Source organism: Candidatus Schekmanbacteria bacterium, from assembly GCA_016219965.1.
Classification (GTDB): Bacteria; Schekmanbacteria; GWA2-38-11; order GWA2-38-11; family J061; genus JACRJM01.
Window position 1 is genome coordinate 445,613 of record JACRJM010000004.1, and the last position, 26,951, is coordinate 472,563.

Consider the following 26,951-nt stretch of genomic DNA (forward strand, 5'->3'; position numbering starts at 1 on the left):
ATGAGAAAAAGATATGCGCTATGGTTTGCAGTAATCACAGTAAGCTTTTTTACATTGTTGACATGTCCACTTTTTGCCCAGCAGTCAATTCACAATACTGAACACCCGCCTCGCTCTCTGGATGGTTATATAAAGATGCTCGAAAGCTCTGACCGCGGGACATGGCAGATGCCTCAAAGGGTTGTTGAATCACTCGTGATAAAGGATGGAGATGTTGTTGCAGATATAGGGGCAGGTTCGGGATATTTTACAGGATTTTTTTCAAAGGCAGTTGGTAAAAATGGTAAGGTTTACGCCTGCGACATTGAGAAGGGAATGATAGATTATCTCGGTGAAAGAGTGATAAAAGAAAAACTTGATAATGTTTCCCCTGTCCTCTGCAAACCTGATGACCCGATGCTCCCTGAAGCGTCGGTTGATCTAATCTTTATTTGCGATACATACCATCATATTGGGAATAGAGATGCCTATATTAGTCTCCTGATGAAATACCTTAAGCCTGGCGGAAGGCTTGTCATAGTGGATTTCCAGAAGAGGGAAACTCCGGAGGGTCCTCCGGTTTCGATGAGGATTGCGCGTGAAGATATTGTAAAAGAGATAACCGATGCAGGATTCAAACTTTACGCAGACTTCTATTTCCTGCCCTACCAGTATTTTCTGGTGTTTGCGAAGTAACGACAATCCAAACAAATAAAGATTCAATCTAATACTTTCCTGCAAATATTTTCTTGCCAATTTGAATAATTTTAGATTTATTTACACTTAAAATGCATATCGGAAAGCTGACTTGTAGGTGGCTGACAGCAAGAAAATAAATGGAGAGATAAATTATGGAGCTTATTGTGCAGCAAGAAGTAATAGAAGGCAAAATACATACTATTCGAGGGCATAGGGTTTTGTTGAGCATAGACCTTGCTGAGCTTTAAGATGTTGAACCGAAAGTTTTAATACAGGCTGTTAAACGTAACATTGAGCGATTCCCAGAAGACTTTATGTTTCAACTTACGAATCAGGAGTTTATAAACTTGAAGTCACAATTTGTGACTTCAAGTTGGGGTGGTATTCGTCGTGCAACTCCATATGCTTTTACAGAGCAAGGGGTGGCAATGCTCTCAAGTGTCCTTCGCAGTAAAAGAGCGGTCCAGGTAAATATAGCAGTTATGAGAGCTTTTGTTAAATTGCGGGAGATGTTGTCCACTCATAAAGAACTTGCACGAAAGATAGAGACGCTTGAGAAGAAGTATGATACACAATTTAAGGTAGTTTTCGATGCTATTCGTCAATTGATGTCTCCGCCGGAAAGACCCAAAAGGAAAATAGGCTTTTTGAGAGAAAAGTGAAACTTATAAAGTATATGGTAAAGAAGAAACATATTTATCTGTCTGGAGTTGACCATTGGCGGTGTAAGGGAGATGCTTATTAATGCCTCTTTCCCACTGCGCCGGAAAAACCAAAACAGAGTAAGCGGAAAAGAAATTAAGCAAGGCAACACTTGGTACACTCGTTTGGAAATGATAAAAATCCCTTGAAATCATAACCGATGACGGTTATAAAACTGACTTCATTATTATTTATATTTAAGGGCATTTGATGAAATTAACTATTAAAGATGTTGAACATGTTGCAAAGCTTGCAAGGCTGAAGTTCGACGGTAAAGAGATTGAAGAACTTACAAGCCAGCTTGATTCCATTATCAGCTACATTGAGAAGATGAACGAGCTTGATACCTCGCAAGTTGAACCTACATCGCACGTCATTGACATGAAGAATGTGTTCAGACCCGACGAGGTTGGAGTGTCGCTTCCAAGAGAGGACACACTCAAAAATGCTCCGGTGCAGGAAAATGGATTTTTCAAAGTACCAAAAATAATCGAGTGAGAAAATGAACCACTAAGAGCACAGAGAAAAAATATTACTCTGCGACCTCTGTGGTTTAAAAGGATCTAATTATTATGGCATTATACAATAAGACAATCTGGGAGCTAAGGACACTTCTCGACAAAAAGGAAATATCTCCGTCGGAACTTTTAAGCTCAGTCATGGAGAGAATCTCATCAGTTGACGGCAAGATAAAAGCCTATGTCACAGTCCTTGAAGAATATGCCAGAAGGCAGATAAAGAATGGCGTTCCGCAGGGGATTCTTTCAGGGATACCAATCGCACTTAAAGACAATATGTGCGTAAAAGGGGAGCGGACGACCTGCTCGTCTAAGATATTGTCAAACTTCTATCCTCCATATGATGCAACTATTACAAAGAAACTCATTGGCGCAGGTGCAGTTATCTGCGGAAAGACTAACCTCGACGAGTTCGCCATGGGTTCTTCAACGGAAAATTCAGCCTTTCATACCACAAGAAATCCATGGGATATTGAACGCGCACCAGGCGGCTCAAGCGGTGGATCTGCGGCAAGTGTCTCGGCAGACGAATGTATAGCAGCTTTAGGCTCTGACACAGGAGGCTCAATAAGACAGCCTGCGTCATTCTGCGGAATAGTTGGACTAAAGCCTACTTACGGCGCTGTATCAAGATACGGGCTTGTGGCGTTTGCATCATCACTTGACCAGATAGGTCCCATGACAAAGGATGTCCGCGACTGCGCAATAATGATGAATGTCATTTCAGCTTACGATCCATCTGATTCAACTTCTGTTCCCTTTGAAAGACCTGATTATACCGCAGGACTTACAGGCGACATGAAGGGAATGAAAGTGGGGGTTCCGAAAGAATATTTTATAAAAGGGCTAGACGCTGAGGTGGAGGCAAACGTCAGGCTTGCCATAAAGAAGCTGGAAGAACGGGGAGCCGAACTAATTGAAATCTCTCTTCCGCATACTGATTATGCCATAAGCACATACTACATACTTGCCACTGCCGAGGCATCGTCGAACCTTGCCCGTTATGACGGAGTAAAATATGGTTACAGGACTGAGAAAGCAGAAGACCTGATAGACATGTATTCAAAGACAAGGGCAGAGGGTTTTGGCGCAGAGGTGAAAAGAAGGATAATGCTTGGCACGTACGCATTAAGCTCAGGCTATTATGATGCATATTACAGGAAGGCGCAGAAGGTAAGGACGCTTATAAAGCAGGATTTTGACAATGCCTTTAAAACCGTTGATGTGATTGCGACTCCGACTGCGCCGACTACTGCATTTAAAATCGGCGAGAAGGCAAGCGATCCATTGCAGATGTATCTCTCAGATATATTCACCATTTCAGCGAATCTTGGAGGAGTGCCTGCGCTGTCAATGCCCTGCGGGTTTGATGGGAAGAGCCTTCCTGTGGGATTTCAGATTATTGGAAAACATTTTGATGAAGTTAACGTGCTTCGCACTGCCTATGCCGCAGAGCAGGCATTAGGAATAAAAGACAGGAAGCCGGAGATATAGACAATTATGCAATACGAAACAGTAATAGGACTTGAAGTTCATGCGCAGTTGCTGACGCGCTCAAAGATTTTCTGCAAATGCTCTACCCAATTCGGATCAGAGCCTAATTCGCAGACCTGTCCGGTATGCATCGGAATGCCCGGAGTGCTCCCTGTCACAAACAAGGAAGTGGTTAACATGGCATTAAAGACTTCTATTGCCCTAAATTGCAAGGTCAATAACAGAAGCAGGTTTGCGCGGAAGAACTATTTCTATCCGGACCTTCCTAAGAATTATCAGGTCTCGCAATTCGAGGAACCTCTTTCAGAGCATGGCTATCTTGATATATCCGTTGACGGTAAACAAAAAAGAATTGGGATAACAAGGGTTCACATGGAAGAGGATGCCGGCAAGAACATCCATGAGGGCGTTGTTGGCGGAAGCTATGTGGACCTTAACAGGACGGGTGTTCCGCTAATGGAGATTGTAAGCGAGCCTGATATAAGCTCGCCTGAAGAAGCTAAGGCATATCTTACGGAGCTAAAGATCGTACTCTTATATCTTGAGGTATGCGATTGCAACATGGAAGAGGGAAGTCTTAGGTGCGATGCAAACATATCTGTAAGACCTGTGGGACAAAAAGAACTCGGTACGAAAACTGAACTTAAGAATATGAACTCCTTCAGGAACCTCCAGAAGGCGCTTGAGTATGAGATTACAAGGCAGATAGATGTCCTTGATGATGGAGGAAGGATAGTTCAGGAGACGCGCCTTTGGGATGCAGGGAAGGGGATAACTTTGTCAATGAGGAGCAAGGAAGAGGCCCATGACTACAGATATTTCCCCGAGCCTGATCTTGTTCCCATGGAGATCGGCGATGAGTGGCTGTCTCAGGCTAAGGCATCTCTGCCGGAACTGCCGGCTGAAAAAAGGGTGCGGTTCATCTCAAAATATAATTTGCCGGAATATGATGCCGGAGTCCTTACTTCATCAAAACAGCTTGCTGATTATTATGAGAAAGTAGTTTCCATTTATGTTGACAGTAAAAAAGCGAGCAACTGGGTAATGGGGGAACTGCTGAGATTGCTGAATGAAGAAGGAAAAGACATAAAAGACCTGAAGGTGACACCGCAGGATTTTGCGGCAATGCTGACTTCAATTGACAAAGGTGTGATAAGCGGCACTGCTGCGAAAACAGTCTTCGAAGAGATGTACAGAAGCGGAAAATCCCCGGCAGATGTGATAAAAGAAAAGGGGCTTGAGCAGGTAAGCGACAGCTCTGCCATTGAGTCTGCCGTTGAAAAGGTGATTGCAGGCAACAGCGTTCAGGTTGAACAGTATTTAAGCGGCAAGGACAAGGTTATGGGCTTCCTTGTGGGACAGGTGATGAAACAGACAGGGGGAAAGGCAAACCCTGCGATGGTGAACACCATAATGAAGCAGAAGCTTGAGGCTTTAAAAAACAAATAGAAGCCTTTTTAAAACTCTTTTTTAAATTCATTTTTAAATTAAGGAGGAACTGACAATGGCAAAGAGAGTTGGTTTGCTTCTTTCAGGATGCGGAGTTTATGACGGGGCTGAAATACATGAATCTGTTTCCGCCATGCTTGCCCTTGACAAGGCGGGTGCAGAGATAATCTGCATGGCTCCCGATATTCCGCAGCATCATGTTATAAATCATCTTGCAGGACAGGAAGCGAAAGGCGAGACGCGTAATGTCCTTGTTGAGGCAGCGCGCATTGCCCGCGGCAATATTAAGAATATAAAAGATGTGAAAGTCTCTGACATAGATGCACTTGTCATTCCCGGCGGGTTCGGCTCTGCCAAGAATTTTTCGACTTATGCCTTTGACGGGGAGAAGTGCAAACTTAATCCTGACGTAGCAAGGCTCATAAGGGAAGTTGTCCGCGCTAAGAAACCTCTTGGAGCAATCTGCATAACACCTGTCATCGTTGCAAAAGCATTCGAAGGGGAAAAAGAAAAACCGGAACTCACAATAGGGACAGACAAGGCTACGGGTGCTAATATCGAGAAGATGGGCAGTATCAACTTCGAATGTCCTGTGACCGGATTCCACGTTGACAGGGTGAACAAGATAGTTTCAACACCGGCTTATATGATGGCGACGAGAATATCGCAGGTTTATGAGGGGGTGGAGAAGCTCGTTAACGAAGTCCTCGCCCTCTGCTAGTTGGGCAAATTTAATTTTTGGCGGTATACTTCGTCAGTAGCCAGCTCGCAAATCCTCATGTACAGAAAAGTACACTCCGGTATTGCTCACTGTCTACTTCCTTGTCTTCCATCCAAAACTTAAATTTGCCAGATAATATACTGCATCTCGTATTCACGAAGAAAATATCTGAGGTAACTTGATGGCTTGGCAGTTCCGCGGCAGGCACCTGCTGTTCAGTGCCAAAGCGGAACTGCCAAGCCATTTCATGTTCCTGCATAACATATCCCTTTTCAATTCTTTTGCCTTTTTTATTGTGCTCCGCAAATATATTGACTATCTGAAAAACATAAATATAATATGTGTATATAGCTACACATATAGGAGGAAGCTATGAAGAGGACTAATATTATACTTAGTGATGAGCAGCATAAGAAATTGACGCTCCATGCTAAAAAAAACAGGAGCACTCTCGGCGAGCTTGTGAGAAAAGCGGTTGATATTTCTTACATGAAGACGGATGCATTGAGAGAGAGAAGAGAAGTTGCAGTTAAGTCATATGCTGAAGGATTTATCAGTCTTGGAAAACTTTCTGAGGTTTTAGGTATTGATCCAATCAGTGCAAGAACCTATTTAAAAGAACAAGGTATATCTCTTAATGTACAGGACATGAAAGAAATATCCCGGGATTTTGCAAATGCCTGAAGTTATATTTGACTGCTGTGTGCTTTCCAATTTTGCACTTTCAGACTCATTTAATATTGTTAAAAGCATCTATGCAAATACTTCTTATATTACAGATTTTGTTTCAGTAGAAATTTTGAAGGGGTTTCAAAAAGGCTATACGGAACTTGCAGAAATAAGAAATGCTGTAAGAGATGGATGGATTAAGGAGATAGCTTTAAGTGGAAAAGAAGAAAAAAATCTTTTTGAATCACTTTCCATTTCGCTTGGTCTTGGTGAAGCATCGAGCATTGCCGTTGCAAAGACGAGAGAGCTTGTATTTGCCTGTGATGACAAGGCTGCAAGATATGAAGCAAATTACTTGAAAGTGAAACTTACTGGCACACTTGGTATTCTTAAAAAGGCTGTGAATGTAAAAAATATTACTCTAAAAGAGGCAGATTCAATATTAAACAGAATGATTGGTTGCGGGTTTTATTCGCCGGTTAATTCCATAAAAGACATTCCATAAAAAAAGCCCCTTCCTCCTTGCGCAGGAAGGGGTTTTCCTTTTGCTGAAAGTTTTTTCCCAGCTAACCCTTTTTGTCTTTTACGCTTTTCTTTTGACTCTGGAATTCGCTGAAAGGCAGAATCCTTCTTCTCTGTTCGTTCACAACCTTTGTTGATAATCCGATGTCCTTTGGGAACTCAAGACCTCTCTCAAAGACATTCTTGTCGAATTTCTTGATGTCAAAAACATTGGTGATGTAGCTTACTGCCCCTTCCACATCAAAGAGCTTGCATGAGAAGATATCGAGACTAAGATAATCTTTACATGGAAAAGTGTGGATGCTGATGTGGCTTTCGGCGATTAGCACAAACCCAGAAATACCCCAGTCTTCAGCTTTCAATCCATTGTACTTAAACACATAGGGTGGCATGATTTTAGTCATACCGATACTTGACGGAAACTCTTCCAGGATAGAATATATCAGCTCCAGATCTTCGAGCTTTCTCCTGCTGCAGCCGTAACCATCAAGGGTAAGATGCGGTCCGAATCCTACCATCTATTCACCCCTCCTTAGAAAAATTGTGAATTGGTTAAAAGCGGAGAACCAAGTTCTCCGGGTCCATACAAAAAAAATGAGAAAAGAGAAGTGCTGTTTAAATGATTCTCTCTCAATGTCAATAAAAAATTCATCACTTTCCCCATAATTTTTATAATTATAACAGAAAGTGTTTTCAGGATGTGAAGTAAAAAATGATTTTGAGCAAAAAAAGTTTTTTGGCGCCAAAAAAACTCTTGTTCAGGTTCATGTCCATTGACTTGAAAATCTGTTCATGATAGCTGCTAATCAGCCTGAGATAAGCTTAAGTTAAAGGGAAGAGTTAATAGCATGTCTATTTCCAAAAGAGCTGAAGAAATTACTCCGTTTATCGTGATGGATGTTTTAGAACGTGCCAAAGAACTGGAACGGCAGGGAAAAAACATAATCCATCTTGAAGTTGGAGAACCTGATTTTGATACTCCGCGAGTTGCAACAGAAGCTGGTATAAGTGCGATCCGCCGCGGGGAGACCCATTACACGCATAGTCAGGGATTGATCGAGCTCAGGGAAGCCGTTGCAGAAGATTATCATTCAAAGTATGGTGTTTCCGTTAACCCGGCAAGAGTGATAATCACTTCAGGAACATCTCCCGCAATGCTTCTTATCTTCGGAGCCATGCTTGAAACCGGGGAGGAAGTCATACTTCCCAATCCGTATTATTCCTGTTACCCGAATTTCGTTAAATTTGTAGGCGGTGTTCCGGTCTGTGTGAATATTTATGAAGATGATGGTTTCACTTACAGACCTCAGGAAATAAAAAAGAAGCTGAGCCAGGCAACAAAGGCAATAATGCTGAATTCTCCTTCCAACCCAACCGGATGTATAATCGGGATTAAGGAGATGGAAGATGTGGCGGCGATGGGAAGGTTAATTATTTCTGATGAAATCTATCACGGACTTGTTTATGAAGGGAAGGAACACAGCATACTTGAAGTCACTGACAATGCCTTTGTCGTGAACGGGTTTTCAAAACTATATGCTATGACGGGATGGAGGCTAGGTTATGTGATTGCACCGGAACGATTTTTGCGCCCCATGCAAAAGCTCCAGCAGAACCTTTTCATATCTGCTTCTGCCTTTGCGCAATGGGCGGGAATCGCGGCGCTTCGCGATGCTGGTGAGGATGTTAAAAAAATGGTAGAGACGCTTAATACCCGAAGAAAATTTATGATAAGTAAGCTGAGAGAGCTTGGCTTTGGAATCACAGTAGAGCCAACAGGCGCATTTTATGTCTTTGCAAACGCAAAAAAATTTACGAGTGATTCCTACAGGTTTGCTTTTGATATTCTGGACAAAGCAGGTGTTGCGGTCACTCCGGGAATTGATTTTGGTTCTAACGGCGAAGGATATATAAGGTTCTCCTATTCAAATTCCATTGAAAATATAGGAGAGGGGATGGAAAGAATTAAAAAGTATCTGAGCGCAATCTGAGCAAAAGAGGAGGTTGAACAGAGAGATGTTTAATAAGATTTTTGGAAGAAAAGATAAAGATGATGAGGTAAAGCAGAACGGGATTCTTGAAAATGATGAGCCTGCCGCAAACGGTTTCTTTGGAAGGATAAAGGAAGGTCTTAAGAAAACACGCAGGGAGATAGCATCAAAGATAGAGAAGGTGATCTTTCCGGGCAGAGTGCTGGATGATGAGTTTTATGAGGAGCTTGAGGAGATATTGGTGCTTTCCGACATCGGCGCAGTCACAGCAAACCAGCTTGTGTCAGAGCTTAGAAAATATGTGGTGATGGAAAATGTAAAAGATGCGGACAAGGTCAAATCTTATTTAAAACAAAAACTTGGAGAAATGCTTTCTTCCTATGAAGGACATATAGATGTTACCGGCTCAAAGCCTTATGTCATAATGATTGTCGGTGTCAACGGAGTGGGAAAGACAACTACCATAGGAAAGCTGGCACAGCGGTTCCTCAATGACGGCAAGAAGGTGATGCTTGCTGCCGGAGATACGTTCAGAGCTGCTGCCGACAAACAGCTTGAAATATGGGGGGAGAGGGCAGGGGTTGAAGTGGTTAAAGGCAAAGAAGGTGCAGACCCCTCTTCTGTGGCATTTGATTCCGTGGCATCTGCAGTTTCGCGCGGTGTGGATGTTCTGATAGTTGACACGGCAGGGAGAATGCACGTTAAGAAAAATCTAATGGAAGAACTAAAAAAAATGAAACGGGTCATCGGAAAAGCCATGCCTGATGCACCGCACGAAATAATAATGGTTGTTGACGCCACGACAGGGCAGAATGTAATCTCACAGGCACGGATGTTTAAGGATGAAATCGGGCTGACTGGAGTTATCATGACCAAGCTTGACGGGACTGCCAAGGGAGGAGTGATTGTGCCGCTTGTGAGAGAGATGGGTGTGTCTGTCAAATTCATAGGCGTAGGCGAGGATATCGACAGCTTACAGCCCTTCGATGGCCGTTTATTTGCAGAAGCACTTTTTGACTGATTAAGAGTGGTTAAAATTGTTTAAAGAGTTAATCTCACATCTTGAGTGGAAGATCCTTCTTGTTGTAGTCATACTTGCTGCTGCCGGGATCTCTACCATATACAGCTCTTCTTATATGCCCGAGCTTGCCGGGATAAAACTGTTTCCTTCAGCAGATAATTACTGGGAAAAGCAGCTCATATGGTTCGGGTTCGGGTTAGCTCTTGCTTTCTGTCTTGCCCTTCTTGATTATCACGTTGTAGTTAAATTGGCGTATATAATTTACGGCGTCGTGGTTCTTATGGTAATTATGGTTTTCATATTCGGGGCAGTTAGGTCAGGGTCAAGACGCTGGCTTGAAATAGGAGGTTTCAGTCTTCAGCCTTCTGAAGCAGTAAAGCTTGCTCTTGTTATTGTGCTTACGAGATATTTCTCGGATATTAAAAAGAATGAAGCCCTTTCATTCAGAGATATTCTAATGCCGGGCATTTTCACCGGAATACCTTTTCTTTTCATACTCCTTCAGCCGGACCTTGGAACTGCGATCTCTGTATTGGCAATATTTTTTGCCTATCTTCTCTTAGTAGGTTTGAAAAAAAGAGTGTTTATAAGCGGTTTATTTGCTCTTGCGGCGAGTGCAGTCGTGATGTGGTTTTTCCTTCAGGATTATCAGAAACAGAGAATTCTCATGCTTCTAGGGTCTGAAAGCGATGCGCGCGGAAGCGGTTATAACATAATACAATCAAAAATTGCAGTCGGCTCAGGCGGAATTTGGGGGAAAGGTTATCTGCATGGGAGCCAGGGACAGTTGAGATTTCTCCCTGAAAGCCACACTGATTTCATATTTTCCGTTTTTGCTGAAGAGTGGGGTTTTGTCGGAGTAGCTGCAGTAATTTTACTCTTCTCATCTCTGATTTTCCTTTTTCTCAAGACATCGTGCGAATCGCGTGACAAGAGTGCCGCACTTCTTTCTTTTGGGGTTGCGGCAATGCTTACATTCCAGATAATAGTTAATATTTCAATGATTATTGGGCTTATGCCAATTGTGGGGATTCCGCTCCCGTTCTTTAGCTATGGGGGGTCGGCGATGATTACGACTATGGGGGCGGTGGGGCTTATTCTCAGCATACGTTCTCACCGCTACATGCGATAGGCCGAGCCCTCATTCATTCGTATACCTTCGTTGGCTTCGTCGTCAGCTCCTCGACGTACAGAAAAGTACGACTGCGTCGCTTTCTTCTTGCCGCATCGGTCTACTTTTGACTGCGGGCTCGGATAGCGAATGCGGGCTTTGGCGTGATGCTTTGTAAGTGACCAGCTCGCAAATCCTCATGTACAGAAAAGTACACTCCGGTATGCTCGCCGTCCACTTTCGCGTCTGCCATCCAAATTCCGAATTCGCCAATAACAAATATACAGATTCTTCCTTGCCGCCTTTGATAGAAAAAAATGTAGGGTCCGTTCCCCGAACGGACTGAAAAATTCTGTCATTCCGGGCTTGACCCGGGATCCAGAAAATTGTTGAAATAAGTTAACGTGTATGTTAACCATGTTTTGTGAAACGGAATATTGTTTTTTACAAAACACCTAACGGGAAATGCCCGGTTCAGGATTTTCTTGATTCTTTGCCTGGTAAATCTGCGCAAAAGGTAGCATGGGTTCTCAGTTTGATGGAAGACCTGGATGTTGTGCCTTCTGTTTATTTTAAGAAACTGGTTGGCACTGAAGAAATTTGGGAATGCCGGACACAATTCGGCTCAAATGCCTGCCGTGTATTTTGTTTTTTTGATGGAAACTCTGTGGTTGTTTTGACACATGGATTTATGAAGAAGACACAGAAGACTCCAAGGTCTGAAATTGACAGGGCAGAATCGTATAGAAAAGATTATTTAAAAAGGAGATCAAAAACATGAGTGATTTGAAAAAATATATAATTGAAAGAAAAAAGAAGGATAAGAAGTTTGCCAAAGGATTTGATGAGGGGTATGAGCAGTTTAAGGTTGGTGTTATTCTCCGTCAGGCTCGGGAAGCAGCAGGACTTACGCAGGAAGAGCTTGCACGCAGGCTTAAAACTAAAAAAACTGCAATTTCAAGGATTGAGAATCACGCAGAAGACATTAAACTCTCAACATTAGAGCGTGTCGCTGAAGCCTTAGGCAAACACCTGCAGGTAAAGATTGCATGAGAAAATAGAATTACCTTAAGCTTGTCTATAAGGAATTCTGAATCGCTATTCCATTAGCTCTCTGTCATATCGAGAGAACTCAATAGGCGTTGTATTGAGTCCAGCGTTGTCTAAAATTTCTTTAATGTTTAAAATCTGTTTCTCGCTAGTTTTCGAACCTACAACAATACAATTAATTAAATCAGAAAGCACAACAGGCAATAAAATATACTCTGGAGTTGGTTCACTACGGGGTTGCCAACAGACAATTCGCAATTCTTTATCGAGACGAAAATGAATATCTTTGGTAAAAAAAATCTCTGGGATTCCAGGATAATTGAGATATTGACCTCCTGCATGATTTACATATTTTACACTTGATATATCCAGTGGCCAAAACTCAATTGCTTTGTCATTGTCACATGCCCGCTGTAAAGCTCTAACTGTACTTTTGATTGCTATTCCTGGTGGATTTCTTGCATACGCTTTCCACATAAGGTCTAAGTCAATGTCATTGACACACCAAGAACTGATATAAACACTCTTTCTCCTCTTAGTCCTAGATTTTTCCTCTGTATTAATAAGATCTGGATAGCCACGAGACTTAAGCCAATCGTTATCGTCAAGCAATTGTTGTCTTGAATAAGTTCCCTCAAATTTATCCTCTAATAGGTCAGCCCTTCTCATGTAGAGTGCAGAATCTTTTATCAGCGAAGCAAACTTATAAAAATCCATATAACGCCAAACTGTAGTATCAAGGTTATCCGGTAAGATACATGCAGAGTTAACTTCTCTCAGTGGTTTGATATATTCGTTATCCATAATACTCTAAAATCAATTTTTTGATGCTAACAAAAATTGACATTCATTTCAATTTGTTAGTTTTCATTGTTTGTTCCAAAATACTTGGATTATCTGAAGCAAACATGGAATAACATTTTTTAAGGATGCGAGATTTGAGTGGCAGGCGAGGAAGCGGAGGATTAGCATACCGGAGCATACTTTCTGTATGTGAGGATTGCTAACCGGACGCTGACAAAGCATCACACCAAATATTGCATCCGCATGAAATAAAAAAAGCAGCACTGAAATAATACAGTGCTGCTTTCTGAATTGATAAATTGAAACTTAACGTTTCGAGAACTGAAACCTCTTCCTAGCCTTCGGACGGCCGTATTTTTTACGTTCAACTTCACGGGGATCACGTGTCAGCATCCCTTCTTTTTTAAGAGGGCCCCTCAAAGCTGCATCGAAGTTTACAAGCGCTCTGGCAAGCCCGTGTCTTACTGCTGCTGCCTGACCGGAAACGCCGCCGCCGCGAACTGTTATAAGAAGATTATAATTATCTTTTTCTGGAAATGATTTGAAGGGACTTAAAGCCATTGACCTTAAGCTTTCTGTTGGGAAATAATCTTCAAACTTTTTCCTGTTTACTTTTATTATTCCATTACCCTGTCTTAACCACACCCTTGCAATTGCGGTTTTTCTTTTGCCTGTTGCGTAAAAAGAAAGTGTCTCCAAAATTCTGCTCCTCTTAATTGTTATCAGACTTCAAGTTGTTCAGGTGATTGTGCCTGATGAGAATGTTCCGGACCAACATGAACCTTGAGTTTCTTTAGCATAACGCTTGCGAGCTTGTTCTTTGGCAGCATTCTTTTAACAGCTAGAGTTATGATATCTTCAGGGTGTCTTACAAGCATCTCTTTTGCTGTCAACTCCTTAAGTCCGCCTATCCATCCAGAATGATGATAATACATCTTATCATCCCATTTAGTGCCTGTAAGCTTTATCTTTTCTGCATTGATTACCACTACAAAGTCCCCTGTATCAACGCTAGGTGTATAAATTGGTTTGTTTTTCCCCATCAGTATTACTGCAATCTTTGCTGCCAGCCTGCCTAATACCTTGTCCTGAGCATCTATAACATACCACTTTCTTTCAACTTCTTCTTTTTTTGCCAGAATTGTTCTATATGCCTTAGTCATGATAAGTAATTCCTAAAATAAGTTTCTAATTTGTTTGACGCTATTTATATCTGTAATAGATATTTGTCAAGGGGTTAATGCTCTTAAGATATCAAATTCATCTCGACTTATAACTTTTTTTGAGGTAGTTAACAATTTATTGTTCTCGCGGATTTTTTTGACATAAGTCCATTTTTAAGGAGCTTTTAATGAAAACAGAAACAATAGTAGTAGGTATATTGGCATTTGTCATGGGAATACTGGCAGCTGTAACTATCCCACGATACTTTAAAAGCACGGAAACAGATATAACCAATATGGAAGCACCTGCTAATCCTTCAGGCCCTTCAGTTCCTTCACAGGAGATTGCACAGGTGATAGACCATATTCAATCACTTATTAAGACTGATCCTGAGAATTCGCAGTTAAGGGTTCAGCTTGGGAACGCTTATTTTGACAACGGTCAGTTTGATAAAGCTATTACTGAGTACGAGAAGGCACTTGAGAAGATACCTAACGATGCTGATGTAAGGACAGACTTTGCCATCTGTTACAGAAATATGGGCAACTATGACAAAGCGGTACAGGAATTTGAAAAGGCTGCTGCGTCAAATCCAATGCATGTAAATTCACGGTATAATGCTGGAGTTGTTTATTATTATGACCTTAAGAATTATCCCAAAGCAAAAGAAGTTTGGGAGTCATATTTAAAGATTGCTCCAAATGATCAGAGGGCTGGAGAGATACAGAAGCTGCTTATGGATATTGCCGGAAAGATCGGTAAATAATCAATTATAGATTCCCTCTATTCGCAGGTTAAAACTAATGGATTATGTTGATGCTATTAACGTATTGATATTAAATGGATGATATGCTCTTAAAAAATAGATTTAACTATCCCCAGAACCTGTGTAAATCCTGTGATTATCTGGTGGAATTCATGCCTAAGTTTCATGTAATTTCAGAGTTAGATACGATTTGCCACATATTAGTGCAAGGCAACACTTTTTCCATAAAATCTTAGATGTTTTATTACAAGTTGCATTACATCCGGAGGATTATACAAGTTGAGCAGACTAACTGAAAAGTTTAACGATCTTAAAGTAGAAGGAAGAGCTGCCTTTATTCCATATATAGCAGCAGGCGATCCAAACCTGGATATCACAAAAGAACTGCTGCTTGAGTTACAGTCAAGTGGTTCTGATATTATAGAGCTTGGGATTCCATTTTCAGACCCAATCGCTGATGGTCCGACAATCCAGAAGGCAGGGGTAAGGGCGCTTAACAGCGGAACGACTGTTAAGAAGATTTACGAAATGCTGAAATCTATCAAAAAAGAAATGGTTACTCCTCTTGTAATAATGACTTACTTTAATCCAGTCCTTAAATATGGCATTGAACGTTTCATTCGTGATTTTAAGGAAGCAGGAGTAGATGGGATAATTGTACCTGATCTTCCTCCTGATGAGGCAGATGATTTTATCGGAATAGCAGAGAGGTATTTTTTTGACACAATATTTCTTCTTGCTCCTACAAGCAATCATGGAAGAATAAAAAGGGTAAGCAAGGCAAGTCACGGCTACATATATTATGTTTCCGTTTTAGGTGTTACAGGGGCAAGGGCAAGCTTAAGTTTTAAATTAAGTAAAAACATTAAAGACATTAAAAAAGTTACAAAAACTCCTGTTTGCGTGGGCTTTGGAATTTCTACTCCTGAACAGGTAAACCAGGTTGCTTCAATGGCGGAAGGCGTCATAGTGGGTAGTGCCATTATAAAGGTAATTGAGAATAACCTGGATAATCCTTCGCTTGTTAAGAGAGTCGGTGAATTTACGAAACAATTAGTTTCCGGGATATATCTGGAAGCAAAGAAGGAGTCTGTTTAGAATCTTTGATTTACGACATGTAAATCTGAAGAGCCGGAATGGATTAGTGTATTAAATTCATTTTTTTCAGAAGCCGGGAAAGTAACAGTAAAAACCGTGCCTGTTCCTTTTACGCTAACTACATCAATATTGCCTTCATGCTTCTTAATTATACCATAGCTAACTGAAAGCCCAAGGCCTGTCCCGTTGCCTGGACGTTTAGTAGTAAAAAATGGATCGAATATCTTTTGAAGATGTTCTTTATCAATACCTTCTCCGGTGTCATTGATGCATGCATAAACCATTTCTTCATTTTGATTGGTATGAGGGACATTACCGGTAGAAACTGTAATTGTTCCTCCATCAGGCATTGCCTGCAATGCATTCATAAACAGATTTGTAAAAACCTGCTGCAGCTCAAAATTGTTGCCGTATATTTTTTTGATATCATTTGTATAGTGTTTTTCTACCGTTATTCTTTTTATGAAGAGGTTGTGCTCAATTACTTCTAAAGTCTCATTAATGACATCATTAAGGTAAAGAACTCCCTTATCTCCTTTGTCAGCAGGTCTTGAGAATTTCAAGAGGTTTTCAATGATTTGTTTGCATTTCTGTGATTCCTTTTCCAGGCCTTTCATTCTTTCAGCGATTTTTTCCAGTTCTTCTTTAGTTAGACCGGATTCTGTATTTTCACTTATTTTTTTATGAAGGTACTGGCTGTAACCAAGAATACCGGCAAGAGGGTTGTTTATCTCATGGGCAATGCCTGCAGATAACTGCCCCAGGGCGGCAAGCTTGGAATTCTGCATAAGCTGTGATTCCAGCATCTTTCTTTCTCTAAGGTCTCTGCAAATCCCTATGCTTCCCATTATAATCCCATTTTCATCATAAAAATAGTTCAAACTCCATTCTACCGGGATTATATCTCCATTTTTTGTCTGAATTGCAGATTCCCATATTGCCGGCTCTTTGTTATTGAGGAGCTTCTCGATTATTTGTGCTCCTTCTATATAATATTTTTCATCGGCCGGGATAAAATCCATTGGGCGCATTCCTAAAATCTCATCTTTACTGTATCCGGAAAGTTTTTGTGCAGTTTCGTTACATTTTGCGATAATTCCCTTGCTGTCAGTAATCATTATGCAGTCAACTGAAGCTTCTATTATATTTTCAAGATAATTCTTTGATTTCTCCGTTTGCTTTTCTGATTCGATTATAGGGGTAATGTCTTTTCCAAATATATTAAAACCATAAAATTTCTTATCATCTTTTATCCTTGATGCAGAAAGATAATAATGCTTATTTCCTGTCTGGAGTTCATATGAGCAGGAGTCGCATTTCTGGTTTTTCAAGCAACATTCAATCTCATGAATGATTTTTTCATTATGGGTGTTTTTAATAGCAGAAAAAAAATCAGAAATGTTCAAACTGTGCATATTTGAATAACCGTTATTAAACAATGCCAGAGCACTTTGATTTATTTTGACGATTTTACCATCTTTGTCAGTTATGATAAAAAGGTCATCGAGGCTGTTGAAAGTCTTATCAAGGGCAAACTGGGTAAAAGAAAACAGCTCGTTTTTTTCAAGGTAATAGGAAAATATTATAATAAGCAGCAATTCACAAAGATGAGCTACCCAGCGCGTTGTAAGTTTATAGGGAAAAGAAGATAAAGTATTTGCGATGAAAACTGTAAAAATCCCCATCAGTACTATAGCTATTTTACCTCTATCCTTCCTGTCCTTCTCGCAGACTGCTTTTATACCTACCAGTAAAATCATGGCATAGGCAAGGCACATTACAACCGGGACAATAAAGAACATTTTCCCGTTCATTATTGGATAGGAAAAGTCGTCCTTTGTTATGCCGTTGGATATCAATCCCCATCCATTGAAATAGTCGAGGAATATCAGTGCTGATATTAATCCGGATGATATGGCCAGGGGATATATATATCTATTATTATGGACATATCTTTTGCAGAATAAACTTACGAAAACCAGAAAACTTATCAGGCTGTTTGAAATCATTAATATTGAAATATATATAGGGACAAGAATGGAGTTGGTGTTCTGGAAAGGAATGGTCTGCCAATATAATCTTATAATAGAAACAATGATATTTGAAACAACCCAGAAACTGAAAAGTTTATTTTCTTTAGCTTCAGGATTTGAAATATAAACATAGGTCCCCAAGAAAACCTGGAATGCTAAAAATAAGATAAAAGTAAATTCATTCATAAGTTTAACTTGCTCTTAATTAATATACTGACCAACCCGAGGTTTGGTGTTTCGACACTCCGCTTAGTTACTTCAGTTTTTTTCTGTTGATTCTCTTGAATAAACTTAAAAAGTAATCTATCTATACAAAGTTTTTCGAATTCCAATTTTGGATAATCTTGTTTATTTCTATGATTTAAGAAGGGGTTATGAAAAAAGAGTATTACTCAAAGCTGAAGGATAGTCTCTATATATACCGGTGGTGGTTTGTTTGCGGTATAATTGCCGTCCTTATATTCGATTCCTCTAACCTTGCAATCCCGTGGGCTTTAAAAATTGCCATTGAAAGTTTGAAGAATCCAACATCGTCAGCTCATGGTGTGTCCTACTATGCTTTTATTATAGTTATTCTTGCGTGCTCAGGTTTTCTGTTCAGGCTCATCTCGAGATATTTCCTTTTTGGTGCAAGCCGTTATATGGAATATGACCTGAGAAGGGATATATTCGGACATCTTTTAAGATTGTCACCTAAGGGATTTTCCAAATTCAGAATAGGCGATCTCATATCGCGGGCGTCTAATGATCTGAACACTATAAAGATGTTTATAGGATTTGGCATTCTCACCATAATAAGTACGTGCTTTACATATATTGTTGCTCTTTGCGCGATGTTTAGTCTAAGCCCAAGGCTAACACTCCTTTCCCTTATACCGCTTCCGCTCATTGTGCTTGTTGTCAAGAAAGTTACTCCCAAAATGTATTCCATATCAAGGGAAACGCAGGACATGCTTGGTGAAATCAGTAATATATCTCAGGAAACAGTTAGCGGTATTCAGACAATAAAAGCATTTGTTCAGGAGGAAAAGAATTACAGAAGGTTTATAGATTATAACAAGTCATATTACAGTATGAGGCTTAAGCTCGTTAAATATATGGGGCTTATTTTTCCTCTTATGGGCATGTTAAGCGGTGTCGGAACCCTTATAGTTTTGTGGCAGGGGGGAGCCATGGTGATAAACAAAGAGATAACTCTCGGGGATTTCGTTGCGTTTAACACATATCTTGGAATGCTTATATGGCCTTCCATAGCGCTTGGCTGGATATTCACTTTGATTCAGAGAGGATTGGCTTCATTCGCAAGGGTTTGCGAGGTGTTTGATGAAATCCCCACTATTACTGATGATGAAAGTGAAAATGATAGCGCAATCCTGTCAGGAGACATTGAGATAAAAGACCTCACTTTTTCTTATGGTTCACCGTCAGACGACAGCGGCAATGAGCCGGGCAGGAATGTGATAGACGGTGTATCTCTTACAATAAAGGAAGGAGAAACACTTGTCATTGTAGGTCCTACCGGATCAGGAAAGACGACGCTTGCAAAACTGATAACAAGGCTTATCGAGGTGCCTGAAGGGGCAGTTTATATAGATGGCAAAGATATTACAAAAGTTCCGGTTGCGTCTTTAAGGAAATCAATAGGGTACATTCCTCAGGAGGGTTTTATTTTTCACAACAGTATCCGGGAGAATATCGGGTATGGTCTTGATAACGGGAATGGAGGAATGAACCCTGATATGCTTGCTAAGGCCGCTGAGATCGCTGACTTCCTGAAGGACATAGAAGGGTTTCCTGATGGCATGGAAACAAGAGTCGGAGAAAGAGGTGTTACCCTTTCAGGAGGACAAAGGCAAAGGCTCACACTTGCGAGAATGCTGGTATGCGATCCAAATATTCTGATACTTGATGATTCTCTTTCAAGCGTTGATACGCATACGGAGAGGAATATAATGGAGAATCTTCGCGACATCCTGAAGAAGAAAACTTCGATCGTGATAACGCACAGAATATCACCTTTAAAATATGCTGACAGGATAGCGGTCATTGACAATGGTAAGCTTGCTGAACTTGGAACACATGGAGAGCTGATGCAAAAGCGGGGTACTTATTTCAAACTTTATACCCGTCAGGCTCTCACTGAGGAAATGGAGGAGCTGTAGATGTCTGGAGTGCACGGAGGAGAAGGGGGATCAATATTAGAGGAACATGAGCTTGGAAAAGCTTACGACTCTAATTTGATGAAGAGGCTTTGGGTATATGTAGCGCCCCATAAGTGGCTTATTATTATATCGCTGTGCATCCTTCCTGTTGTCGCAGTATTACAGCTCTTACAGCCTTATATTATAAAAACAGCCATTGATAATAATATAGCCAGGGGGGAACTGAAGGGACTTAATGTACTTGCGGTGCTCTTCTTCAGCATACTCATTTTGCAATATATAGTTACTTTCATTCAGCAATATCTGCTCCAGATTGCCGGACAGAAAATAATATTGGACCTTCGTACAGTTCTATTCACGCATGTCCAGCGCCTGCCTCTGAAATTCTTTGATAAAAACCCGGTGGGAAGACTCGTAACAAGACTTACAGGCGATGTGGAGAATCTAAATGAGATGTTCACCGCCGGGATAGCTTCATTTGCCGGTGATTTTATAATGCTTGCCGGTATCATGGTGGCAATGCTCATGCTCAATATGCGACTTGCTTTTGTGATGTTCACGGTTCTTCCATTCCTTGCGGTTCTTGCAGCTTTTTTCAGGGTGAAAGGAAGAAAGGCCTACAGGGTGATTAGAACGAAAACAGCCCTTGTAAATTCTTATCTCGAAGAAAACCTTTCAGGAATTGAAATAGTGAAACTCTTTCGCAGAGAGAAGAGAAATTTCGAAGAATTCCAGAACTATAATAATGAGCTCCGCAAAGGAAACATGCAGTCTGTTATCTATGATGCGCTCCTCTATGCGTTTGTGGAACTTATAGGGTCAGTTTCTGTGGCTCTCATCATCTGGTATGGCGGAGGTGAGATTTTAAGGAATGCAATAAGTTTTGGCGTGCTCGTGGCTTTTATAGAATATGTCCAGAAATTCTTTGTCCCTATACGTGACCTTTCACAGAAGTATGCGATCATGCAGCAGGCCATGGCTTCTTCAGAACGTGTTCTTTCACTACTTGATGAAGAGGAAGAAAAAACAGATGAAAGCGTAGGAGTAGTGGAAGGTTTGAAGGGAGAGATTGAATTCAGAAACGTGACTTTCGCATATAATGGAGGAGACCCTGTTATACGGGATTTCAGCCTCAATATATCTCCGGGAGAGAAAGTAGCAATTGTCGGTGCAACCGGGGCAGGTAAATCAACACTCCTGAAACTCCTTCTCCGTTTTTACGAATGCGAGCAAGGGAATGTATATGTAGACGGAGTGGATATAAGGGAAATTAAAAAAGACTGGTTGAGGCGGAACATAGGGATAGTCCCTCAGGATATTTTCCTCTTTTCAGGAGACATTGAAGGGAATCTCAGGCTTGCGAACGATGACATAACTACTGAAAGACTTCAAGAGTGCGTCAGAACAGTTAAAGCAGATAGGGTGATAGAGAAGCTCCCTGCAAAACTGAAAGAACACGTCTCTGAAAGAGGAAATAATTTTTCAAGCGGAGAAAAACAGCTTCTTTCATTTGCAAGAGTCCTTGCATTTAATCCAAAGATACTTATCCTCGATGAAGCAACATCGAATGTAGACGTTGAAACAGAACATCTCATACAGCAGGGATTAAAAGAGCTCTTGCGGGGCAGGACATCTATTATAATCGCACATCGTCTTTCGACTATACGCGATGCGGACAGGATTGCAGTCATGCACAAGGGAAAATTGAGGGAATTAGGAACGCATGAGGAACTGCTTATTAAGAAAGGGATCTATTACAGGCTTTACAGGCTTCAGGGAGGCGTTGCAGACAGCCAGGTTGCCGAAGGTGCCTGATAGATAAAGGCACGATGTATCGACTGAGACATCGTCTACAAGAATTTTACAAATTGTCATTTGTTTTATCTTGTCATGTTTCTTTGTTTTGTTATATTGAACGAAATTTTGAACTGTTCCGGACGCTAAGGATACAACCAGTGAAAACAATATGGAGGTTTGGAGGATGATTATTGTACTGAGTATTTTGGGATGTTTGATCGTTCTTGTAGGGTTCCTTTTTGGAATGTTCAAGTATAAAAACAGGCGGCTTGAGCCTGATTATTTCCAATATTACAAGAAACAGGATACGACCCCTGTGGGTAAAGTAGGCGTATTTGTCGGCGGTCTTATAATGCCTGATAAACACAGCCATGCTTTTTTCCACAATATAATAATCAAGATATTCAAAGTAGTTGTTCCATGGCCTTTTAACCTTCTTGCATTAAAGGACAAAGGGGTTGCTCTTCTTGATCCCCATCATGTGCATGCAAGGAAGGAATTCGTTCCGACACATCTTGAAGATGCCTTTGGAAATGACCGCGATGTTGATGGTACTCCCTACATTGAACTCTATAAAGCAGGTAAATGCGTATGGGTGCCGCCTTCAGGGCAGATATATCTTGATCACGGCTATTTTCTTTTCACAGGCCGCTTAAGCGGAGAGCCTTCAGCATGCGGTAAAGTTGCAAACAAGTCGCGTCTTTATTATTACGGACATGGCATAAAACAGGGAAACGGAAGGCTCCCTCACTGGGAGGCATCCTTTAAGATAATCAACGGAGCCTTTGACAAGATAAAAGCCAAATATAAAAATGTTGAAGTCGGTGCAGCCTGCAGTCTGCTCCACTGGGATATGAAAAAAACTCTGCACGATCTTCTTGATAAAGGGTGCGAAACTATAATACTTGCTTCACCTCTCGCGATTTACTCGCATTTCGAAGATTTTAATTCCACCTTCTACCATGCTTTCGAATATATAGAGGAATGGGAAAAAGAGCATAACAAGAAAGTAAAAATTATAATTGCGCCGCAGATGGGTAATTTCCAGCCGGCGCGTCAGGCATTCCTTGATATGCTGAAGGACAGGCTTGATGCCATACCTGAAGGCTCAAGCGTAATGGTTGCAGTTACATTCCATGGGATGCCGTGGGGTAAATTTCAATGGGAAGCATGGCTTGAGAACGCTCCAATATATTCTGATCCGCTTTTTGACTCTGTTAAGGAGATGGTGTCCAAGTATAAATTCAGTAAATCGAAAGTCATCAGATGCCAGGATGAATTTGCTGACCCCTACTGGAACCCGAAAGGAAAATATACCGGTACAGAGCTGGATTTCTGGGGATCAGTTAAAGCCGGATACATTTATGGAACGAACATGGCTTATTGGGATGCGATCAAAGAAGGTTATGATTTTGCCATAGGACTTCCTATAGAATTCCATGCAGAAAACTCGGATACGCTGATGCATCATGCAATGAAGAACTATGAAAACTTCGACCAGTATAATATAGATGATCCCATTGACTACCCCGACTGGTCGGTTCCCTATGTGAGAGTCATGGAGCAGGGGAAGACAAAAGTAATATATAATGGTGTGCCGGTTGGAAAATATCAGCACCATATAATTGAAGCTCTCTATATGGCTCTTGATTCGGCGATAGCTAAGAGGAAGAACTGATTTATCCAAGCTGCAGATTTCTGAAGCCGGAGCAGATTGCTCCGGCTTTTTTTATTTATCATTCCTAAATAAACTTATTCTACATTTCTAAGATGACTATTTTTGTTAACTGGCGTCAATTTTAAAATATAACTTGATTTTCTGTATTAAAATGTTCTTATTTGAATAAGAAATAATTATTTATTTCAGTTCATCGCTGATATAATGTTGATATAGATGACAAAAAAATATTCCGGATGTAGAAGATGAGACTGTCGCTGAAAACTCGAAGTTATCTTATATTCTTTCCTCTGGTTATACTAATAGCTATCCTCCTTCTGTTTGCTGTTTCCTTTTACAGAAGCATTGGAGGCGAAGTCAGAGAATTTCACCAGTCAGCAGAGGAACTTATACATGCCGAAAGATGCGCAGTTATTTTTGAACTCTACATCTCAGAATATTCTCATTTTATATTAACAGGTAATCAAGAACACAGACAGGAGATGGAACAACTGCGAAGTGAAGCTGGAAGAATAATGAATTTATGGAAACAACGAATCGATACTCACAGAAAAGAAGAGGATTATGATTATTTCAACAATCCATATATGCCGCTAGATGATATTGAAAAAATGTACTCTTCCGTTGAACAGGCAGGGGATAAATCCATTGCACTCTTTGAACAGGCAAAAAAGGATGATGCTATAAAAGCCTTCTACATGGAAACAGCACCCATTTATGATGTTCTTTCTTCTAAAATGAAGATGCTCGTTTCTGTGCGCGAAACAGTCTCTCTTGAACGGCTAATGAATCTTGAAACCCTTGCAGGTAACTATGGCATACTCCTTTCACCTGCTTTGCGGCTGGAAATAAAAAATATGTATCCTGATTTATTGATGACCATACTCGCAGAAAGATTTCAGCGTGAGGTCAACGGAGAGGTAAAGAGTCTTTTTGATTTTATTGCCACTGGATCAACTGAAGATAAACTTGAGCTTAATGAATTTTCCGGGAGGTGCAGCTCGATTATTGCAAGATGGAAGAAAATTGCAGATGATTTGAAAGATAAAAATGAGGTACTTTGCCGCCGGCAGGTCGAGCTTCTTTCAGAACTTAATGAAGAGTACGGCATTTTAACAGAGAGGAAAGTGATAGTACTCTCCCTTGCCAGGGAAGGAAAAACCGGTGAAGCGCTGGAGTATCTCAAAAACAATATAGAACCTCTTTCCTCTGCCTTCTCTAAGAAAATGGATATTCATATTACAAATGAGGAAAAGGAGATTGAGGGTGAAATCATCAGCATGAGCAGCAGTATCAGCAGAATAGAAACAGGGATAGGTGTTTTAGTAGTTATCATAATAACAATAGTTATTTCTGTCTTTATTTTTTTAGTGAAACAGATTATCGGGCCGGTATTAAAACTTAAGGAAGCGGCAATATTAATGGGAAAAGGGAATCTTTCATCCCGCGTGAATATTGAAAGAAATGATGAGATCGGAGAACTGGCGGATGCATTTAACCAGATGGCTGCATCTATTTCTGAAAAAACTGTTTCAAAGGAATATGTTGAGAATATAATCAGCTCTATGGCTGAAAGCCTTGTTGTAATATCAACTACCGGATTCATTACAAATGCCAATCCGGCACTATACAGAATGCTTGGATATGAGGAAGGTGAACTTATAGGGAAAAAACTCAGCACAATTTTTCCTGTAAAACTGCCTTTTAACGGAACTGAGACAAAAGATGATGACACATACTGGATTATCCAGAACAAGGAAACTGAGTACCGTACTAAAGAAGGGAATAGTATACCTGTTTCATTTTCCGCTTCCATAATGCGCGATGATGACGGAAAAGCTCTTGCTATAATCTGCGTGGCGCAGGATATTACAAAGCAGAAAAAAGAAACTCAAGTTCGCGAGAAACTGATAACAGACCTGCAGGGTGCCATTGCAAACATTAAAACACTTAGCGGGCTGATTCCAATCTGCGCTTCCTGCAAGAAGATTCGCGATGACAGTGGATACTGGAACATGGTTGAATCATATATCTCAGAACATAGCGAGGCTGAATTTACTCACAGCATCTGTCCTGAATGCGCTGAAAAGCTTTACGGCTACGTTAAAAAATAAAAAAAAGGTTTATGACTTAGGTCATACCGGACTTTATCTCTTAATTATATATTCAACCACAGTGGCGGATAAACGCTGAATAAAAAACCATACTCTTAAAGAGGAGAAATATTATGTTCTGTAACCAGTGCGAACAAGCGGCAAAAGGGACAGGTTGCACTGTCGCCGGTGTGTGCGGGAAAGATCCCGATATTCAATCATTGCAGGAAACTCTTATTTTCGGTTTGAAAGGTATTGCGGCATATGCATGGCACGCAAAGAAACTTGGGAAGACTGACCCTGAGGTGGATGCATTCATGCACGAAGCCTTATTCACAACCCTCACTAATGTGAACTTCGACCTTGAAGACCATCTCAATATGGTACTCAAATGCGGGCAGATGAACCTGAAAACTATGGAGATGCTTGATAAAGCCCACTGCGAGCGTTTTGGCAATCCGACTCCGGTTGAAGTTGATACAGGTACAAAAGCTGGACGCGGAATACTTGTCACCGGTCATGATCTGCTTGATATCCAGGAGCTGTTAAAGCAGACAGAAGGGAAGGGAATCAATATATACACTCACACAGAGATGCTTCCGGCTCACGCTTATCCTGAGATCCGCAAGTACAAACATCTTGTCGGCAACTACGGCGGAGCATGGCAGGACCAGCTTAAAGAATTCGACGCTTTTCCGGGTACGATACTTGCAACAACCAACTGTATCCAGGTTCCAAAAGAATCTTACAAAGACAGATTTTTCACAATGGGAGTTACATCCGCATCAAAAGAAGGCCATATTCAGGGGCATGATTTCTCAAAATTAATTGAAAGAACTCTGAAGACACAGCCTCTCGCTGAAGCGCCGGGCAAAAAGATAATGACAGGTTTCCATCACACTGCGATCCTCGGCATTGCGGACAAGGTAATCGGAGCTGTTAAGGCAGGGAAGATTAAGCATTTCTTCCTGATCGGAGGATGCGACGGTGCAAAACCTGGAAGAAATTATTACACGAAATTTGCGGAACAGGTTCCCAAGGACTGCGTGATACTTACGCTTGCCTGCGGGAAATACCGTTTCAACAAACAGGATTTTGGGACAATAGACGGGATACCGAGGCTTCTCGATATCGGACAATGCAACAACGCGTACAGCGCGATTCAGGTTGCCGTGGCACTTGCCGGCGCTTTCAACTGCGGTGTCAACGACCTTCCTCTGTCACTGATACTGTCATGGTATGAGCAGAAGGCTGTTGCAATTCTTCTTACACTCCTTTCACTTAACATCAAGGGTATGAGACTCGGACCTACGCCTCCTGCATTCCTGACGCCTAACGTAGTTAAGGTTCTTCAGGACAAATTTGACTTAAAGCTTATTACGACTCCGGAGGAAGATTTAAAGGCAATACTCAAAAAGTAAAAAATATGG

25 protein-coding genes and 1 pseudogene are annotated in these 26,951 nt (G+C 41.0%); 20 read left to right on the forward strand and 6 right to left on the reverse strand.

The window, feature by feature from the left end; translation table 11 throughout:
• From HZA77_07370 to elbB, 6 genes and pseudogenes are all read left to right on the forward strand, one after another.
• The gene (locus tag HZA77_07370; protein ID MBI5375239.1) at window positions 1-675 is read left to right on the forward strand and encodes a methyltransferase domain-containing protein; all 675 of its coding nucleotides are present in this window, start codon (window positions 1-3) and stop codon (window positions 673-675) included.
• 155 nt (window positions 676-830) lie between these two features.
• Window positions 831-1,340: pseudogene (locus HZA77_07375) on the forward strand (ORF6N domain-containing protein).
• A gap of 250 nt (window positions 1,341-1,590) precedes the next feature.
• Window positions 1,591-1,878, forward strand: coding sequence for an Asp-tRNA(Asn)/Glu-tRNA(Gln) amidotransferase subunit GatC (gene gatC, locus HZA77_07380; GenBank protein ID MBI5375240.1), 288 nt, complete (start codon window positions 1,591-1,593; stop codon window positions 1,876-1,878).
• Between the two features lie 74 nt (window positions 1,879-1,952).
• Window positions 1,953-3,392 carry an Asp-tRNA(Asn)/Glu-tRNA(Gln) amidotransferase subunit GatA gene (gene gatA, locus HZA77_07385; protein ID MBI5375241.1) on the forward strand — a complete coding sequence of 480 codons (1,440 nt, stop codon included), beginning with the start codon at window positions 1,953-1,955 and terminating at the stop codon, window positions 3,390-3,392.
• Between the two features lie 6 nt (window positions 3,393-3,398).
• Window positions 3,399-4,841, forward strand: coding sequence for an Asp-tRNA(Asn)/Glu-tRNA(Gln) amidotransferase subunit GatB (gene gatB / locus HZA77_07390; protein ID MBI5375242.1), 1,443 nt, complete (start codon window positions 3,399-3,401; stop codon window positions 4,839-4,841).
• A gap of 55 nt (window positions 4,842-4,896) precedes the next feature.
• Complete coding sequence (elbB, locus tag HZA77_07395) at window positions 4,897-5,562, forward strand: isoprenoid biosynthesis glyoxalase ElbB (protein ID MBI5375243.1); 666 nt, start codon at window positions 4,897-4,899, stop codon at window positions 5,560-5,562.
• A gap of 55 nt (window positions 5,563-5,617) precedes the next feature.
• On the opposite strand, the gene HZA77_07400 is transcribed toward elbB, so the two are convergent.
• A complete protein-coding gene (locus HZA77_07400) occupies window positions 5,618-5,821 on the reverse strand; it encodes a hypothetical protein (protein MBI5375244.1) in 204 nt (67 codons plus the stop codon).
• A 113-nt stretch (window positions 5,822-5,934) separates the two neighbouring features.
• Between HZA77_07400 and HZA77_07405 the strand changes: the two genes are divergently transcribed.
• Window positions 5,935-6,246: a UPF0175 family protein gene (locus HZA77_07405; protein MBI5375245.1), complete on the forward strand. Its 312-nt coding sequence runs from the start codon at window positions 5,935-5,937 to the stop codon at window positions 6,244-6,246.
• Complete coding sequence (locus tag HZA77_07410; protein ID MBI5375246.1) at window positions 6,239-6,736, forward strand: hypothetical protein; 498 nt, start codon at window positions 6,239-6,241, stop codon at window positions 6,734-6,736. The genes HZA77_07405 and HZA77_07410 overlap by 8 nt, the downstream gene beginning before the upstream one ends.
• Window positions 6,737-6,797: 61 nt before the next feature.
• On the opposite strand, the gene speD is transcribed toward HZA77_07410, so the two are convergent.
• A complete protein-coding gene (speD, locus tag HZA77_07415; protein MBI5375247.1) occupies window positions 6,798-7,271 on the reverse strand; it encodes an adenosylmethionine decarboxylase in 474 nt (157 codons plus the stop codon).
• Window positions 7,272-7,601: 330 nt separating this feature from the next.
• Here speD and HZA77_07420 point away from each other — a divergent pair, with 330 nt between their 5' ends.
• From HZA77_07420 to HZA77_07440, 5 genes are all read left to right on the forward strand, one after another.
• Window positions 7,602-8,744: a pyridoxal phosphate-dependent aminotransferase gene (locus HZA77_07420; protein MBI5375248.1), complete on the forward strand. Its 1,143-nt coding sequence runs from the start codon at window positions 7,602-7,604 to the stop codon at window positions 8,742-8,744.
• A gap of 25 nt (window positions 8,745-8,769) precedes the next feature.
• Complete coding sequence (ftsY, locus tag HZA77_07425; protein ID MBI5375249.1) at window positions 8,770-9,765, forward strand: signal recognition particle-docking protein FtsY; 996 nt, start codon at window positions 8,770-8,772, stop codon at window positions 9,763-9,765.
• A gap of 16 nt (window positions 9,766-9,781) precedes the next feature.
• Window positions 9,782-10,897, forward strand: a complete 1,116-nt coding sequence (gene rodA / locus HZA77_07430) for a rod shape-determining protein RodA (GenBank protein ID MBI5375250.1) — start codon at window positions 9,782-9,784, stop codon at window positions 10,895-10,897.
• 403 nt (window positions 10,898-11,300) lie between these two features.
• The gene (locus HZA77_07435) at window positions 11,301-11,657 is read left to right on the forward strand and encodes a type II toxin-antitoxin system RelE/ParE family toxin (protein MBI5375251.1); all 357 of its coding nucleotides are present in this window, start codon (window positions 11,301-11,303) and stop codon (window positions 11,655-11,657) included.
• Complete coding sequence (locus tag HZA77_07440; protein MBI5375252.1) at window positions 11,654-11,929, forward strand: helix-turn-helix transcriptional regulator; 276 nt, start codon at window positions 11,654-11,656, stop codon at window positions 11,927-11,929. Before HZA77_07435 ends, HZA77_07440 begins: the two co-directional genes overlap by 4 nt.
• A 45-nt stretch (window positions 11,930-11,974) precedes the next feature.
• Here the strand turns inward: HZA77_07440 and HZA77_07445 are convergent, their stop codons facing one another.
• The 3 genes from HZA77_07445 to rplM form a co-directional block, all read right to left on the reverse strand.
• The gene (locus HZA77_07445; protein MBI5375253.1) at window positions 11,975-12,730 is read right to left on the reverse strand and encodes a hypothetical protein; all 756 of its coding nucleotides are present in this window, start codon (window positions 12,728-12,730) and stop codon (window positions 11,975-11,977) included.
• A gap of 306 nt (window positions 12,731-13,036) precedes the next feature.
• Window positions 13,037-13,432 carry a 30S ribosomal protein S9 gene (gene rpsI, locus HZA77_07450; GenBank protein MBI5375254.1) on the reverse strand — a complete coding sequence of 132 codons (396 nt, stop codon included), beginning with the start codon at window positions 13,430-13,432 and terminating at the stop codon, window positions 13,037-13,039.
• Window positions 13,433-13,452: 20 nt separating this feature from the next.
• The gene (gene rplM / locus HZA77_07455; GenBank protein MBI5375255.1) at window positions 13,453-13,893 is read right to left on the reverse strand and encodes a 50S ribosomal protein L13; all 441 of its coding nucleotides are present in this window, start codon (window positions 13,891-13,893) and stop codon (window positions 13,453-13,455) included.
• A gap of 188 nt (window positions 13,894-14,081) precedes the next feature.
• On the opposite strand from rplM, the gene HZA77_07460 reads away from it, so the two are divergent.
• Window positions 14,082-14,660, forward strand: a complete 579-nt coding sequence (locus HZA77_07460; protein MBI5375256.1) for a tetratricopeptide repeat protein — start codon at window positions 14,082-14,084, stop codon at window positions 14,658-14,660.
• Window positions 14,661-14,939: 279 nt separating this feature from the next.
• Window positions 14,940-15,758 (forward strand): tryptophan synthase subunit alpha, encoded by an 819-nt coding sequence (locus HZA77_07465; GenBank protein MBI5375257.1) that lies wholly within the window; start codon window positions 14,940-14,942, stop codon window positions 15,756-15,758.
• On the opposite strand, the gene HZA77_07470 is transcribed toward HZA77_07465, so the two are convergent.
• Window positions 15,755-17,977 (reverse strand): PAS domain S-box protein, encoded by a 2,223-nt coding sequence (locus HZA77_07470; GenBank protein MBI5375258.1) that lies wholly within the window; start codon window positions 17,975-17,977, stop codon window positions 15,755-15,757. The genes HZA77_07465 and HZA77_07470 overlap by 4 nt on opposite strands.
• 188 nt (window positions 17,978-18,165) lie before the next feature.
• On the opposite strand from HZA77_07470, the gene HZA77_07475 reads away from it, so the two are divergent.
• The 5 genes from HZA77_07475 (at window position 18,166) to hcp (ending at window position 26,942) form a co-directional block, all read left to right on the forward strand.
• Window positions 18,166-19,953 (forward strand): ABC transporter ATP-binding protein, encoded by a 1,788-nt coding sequence (locus HZA77_07475; protein MBI5375259.1) that lies wholly within the window; start codon window positions 18,166-18,168, stop codon window positions 19,951-19,953.
• Window positions 19,954-21,768: an ABC transporter ATP-binding protein gene (locus HZA77_07480; GenBank protein ID MBI5375260.1), complete on the forward strand. Its 1,815-nt coding sequence runs from the start codon at window positions 19,954-19,956 to the stop codon at window positions 21,766-21,768.
• 166 nt (window positions 21,769-21,934) lie between these two features.
• Window positions 21,935-23,428, forward strand: coding sequence for a hypothetical protein (locus HZA77_07485; GenBank protein ID MBI5375261.1), 1,494 nt, complete (start codon window positions 21,935-21,937; stop codon window positions 23,426-23,428).
• A 245-nt stretch (window positions 23,429-23,673) separates the two neighbouring features.
• Window positions 23,674-25,542: a PAS domain S-box protein gene (locus HZA77_07490; protein MBI5375262.1), complete on the forward strand. Its 1,869-nt coding sequence runs from the start codon at window positions 23,674-23,676 to the stop codon at window positions 25,540-25,542.
• 113 nt (window positions 25,543-25,655) lie between these two features.
• Entirely contained in the window at window positions 25,656-26,942 is a 1,287-nt protein-coding gene (gene hcp / locus HZA77_07495) for a hydroxylamine reductase (protein ID MBI5375263.1), read from the forward strand.
• Window positions 26,943-26,951: the final 9 nt, after the last annotated feature.

What these genes read in the sequence shown, in the direction of transcription:
- HZA77_07420 (MBI5375248.1), top strand. Translation starts at nt 7,602, where the DNA reads ATGTCTATTTCCAAAAGAGCTGAAGAAATTACTCCGTTTATCGTGATG.
- ftsY (MBI5375249.1), top strand. Translation starts at nt 8,770, where the DNA reads ATGTTTAATAAGATTTTTGGAAGAAAAGATAAAGATGATGAGGTAAAG.
- HZA77_07460 (MBI5375256.1), top strand. Translation starts at nt 14,082, where the DNA reads ATGAAAACAGAAACAATAGTAGTAGGTATATTGGCATTTGTCATGGGA.
- HZA77_07370 (MBI5375239.1), top strand. Translation starts at nt 1, where the DNA reads ATGAGAAAAAGATATGCGCTATGGTTTGCAGTAATCACAGTAAGCTTT.
- gatA (MBI5375241.1), top strand. Translation starts at nt 1,953, where the DNA reads ATGGCATTATACAATAAGACAATCTGGGAGCTAAGGACACTTCTCGAC.
- HZA77_07485 (MBI5375261.1), top strand. Translation starts at nt 21,935, where the DNA reads ATGATTATTGTACTGAGTATTTTGGGATGTTTGATCGTTCTTGTAGGG.
- HZA77_07400 (MBI5375244.1), bottom strand. Translation starts at nt 5,821, where the DNA reads ATGCAGGAACATGAAATGGCTTGGCAGTTCCGCTTTGGCACTGAACAG.
- HZA77_07405 (MBI5375245.1), top strand. Translation starts at nt 5,935, where the DNA reads ATGAAGAGGACTAATATTATACTTAGTGATGAGCAGCATAAGAAATTG.
- HZA77_07410 (MBI5375246.1), top strand. Translation starts at nt 6,239, where the DNA reads ATGCCTGAAGTTATATTTGACTGCTGTGTGCTTTCCAATTTTGCACTT.
- HZA77_07445 (MBI5375253.1), bottom strand. Translation starts at nt 12,730, where the DNA reads ATGGATAACGAATATATCAAACCACTGAGAGAAGTTAACTCTGCATGT.
- HZA77_07475 (MBI5375259.1), top strand. Translation starts at nt 18,166, where the DNA reads ATGAAAAAAGAGTATTACTCAAAGCTGAAGGATAGTCTCTATATATAC.
- gatC (MBI5375240.1), top strand. Translation starts at nt 1,591, where the DNA reads ATGAAATTAACTATTAAAGATGTTGAACATGTTGCAAAGCTTGCAAGG.
- HZA77_07480 (MBI5375260.1), top strand. Translation starts at nt 19,954, where the DNA reads ATGTCTGGAGTGCACGGAGGAGAAGGGGGATCAATATTAGAGGAACAT.
- rplM (MBI5375255.1), bottom strand. Translation starts at nt 13,893, where the DNA reads ATGACTAAGGCATATAGAACAATTCTGGCAAAAAAAGAAGAAGTTGAA.
- HZA77_07470 (MBI5375258.1), bottom strand. Translation starts at nt 17,977, where the DNA reads ATGAATGAATTTACTTTTATCTTATTTTTAGCATTCCAGGTTTTCTTG.
- gatB (MBI5375242.1), top strand. Translation starts at nt 3,399, where the DNA reads ATGCAATACGAAACAGTAATAGGACTTGAAGTTCATGCGCAGTTGCTG.
- HZA77_07490 (MBI5375262.1), top strand. Translation starts at nt 23,674, where the DNA reads ATGAGACTGTCGCTGAAAACTCGAAGTTATCTTATATTCTTTCCTCTG.
- HZA77_07440 (MBI5375252.1), top strand. Translation starts at nt 11,654, where the DNA reads ATGAGTGATTTGAAAAAATATATAATTGAAAGAAAAAAGAAGGATAAG.
- hcp (MBI5375263.1), top strand. Translation starts at nt 25,656, where the DNA reads ATGTTCTGTAACCAGTGCGAACAAGCGGCAAAAGGGACAGGTTGCACT.
- elbB (MBI5375243.1), top strand. Translation starts at nt 4,897, where the DNA reads ATGGCAAAGAGAGTTGGTTTGCTTCTTTCAGGATGCGGAGTTTATGAC.
- speD (MBI5375247.1), bottom strand. Translation starts at nt 7,271, where the DNA reads ATGGTAGGATTCGGACCGCATCTTACCCTTGATGGTTACGGCTGCAGC.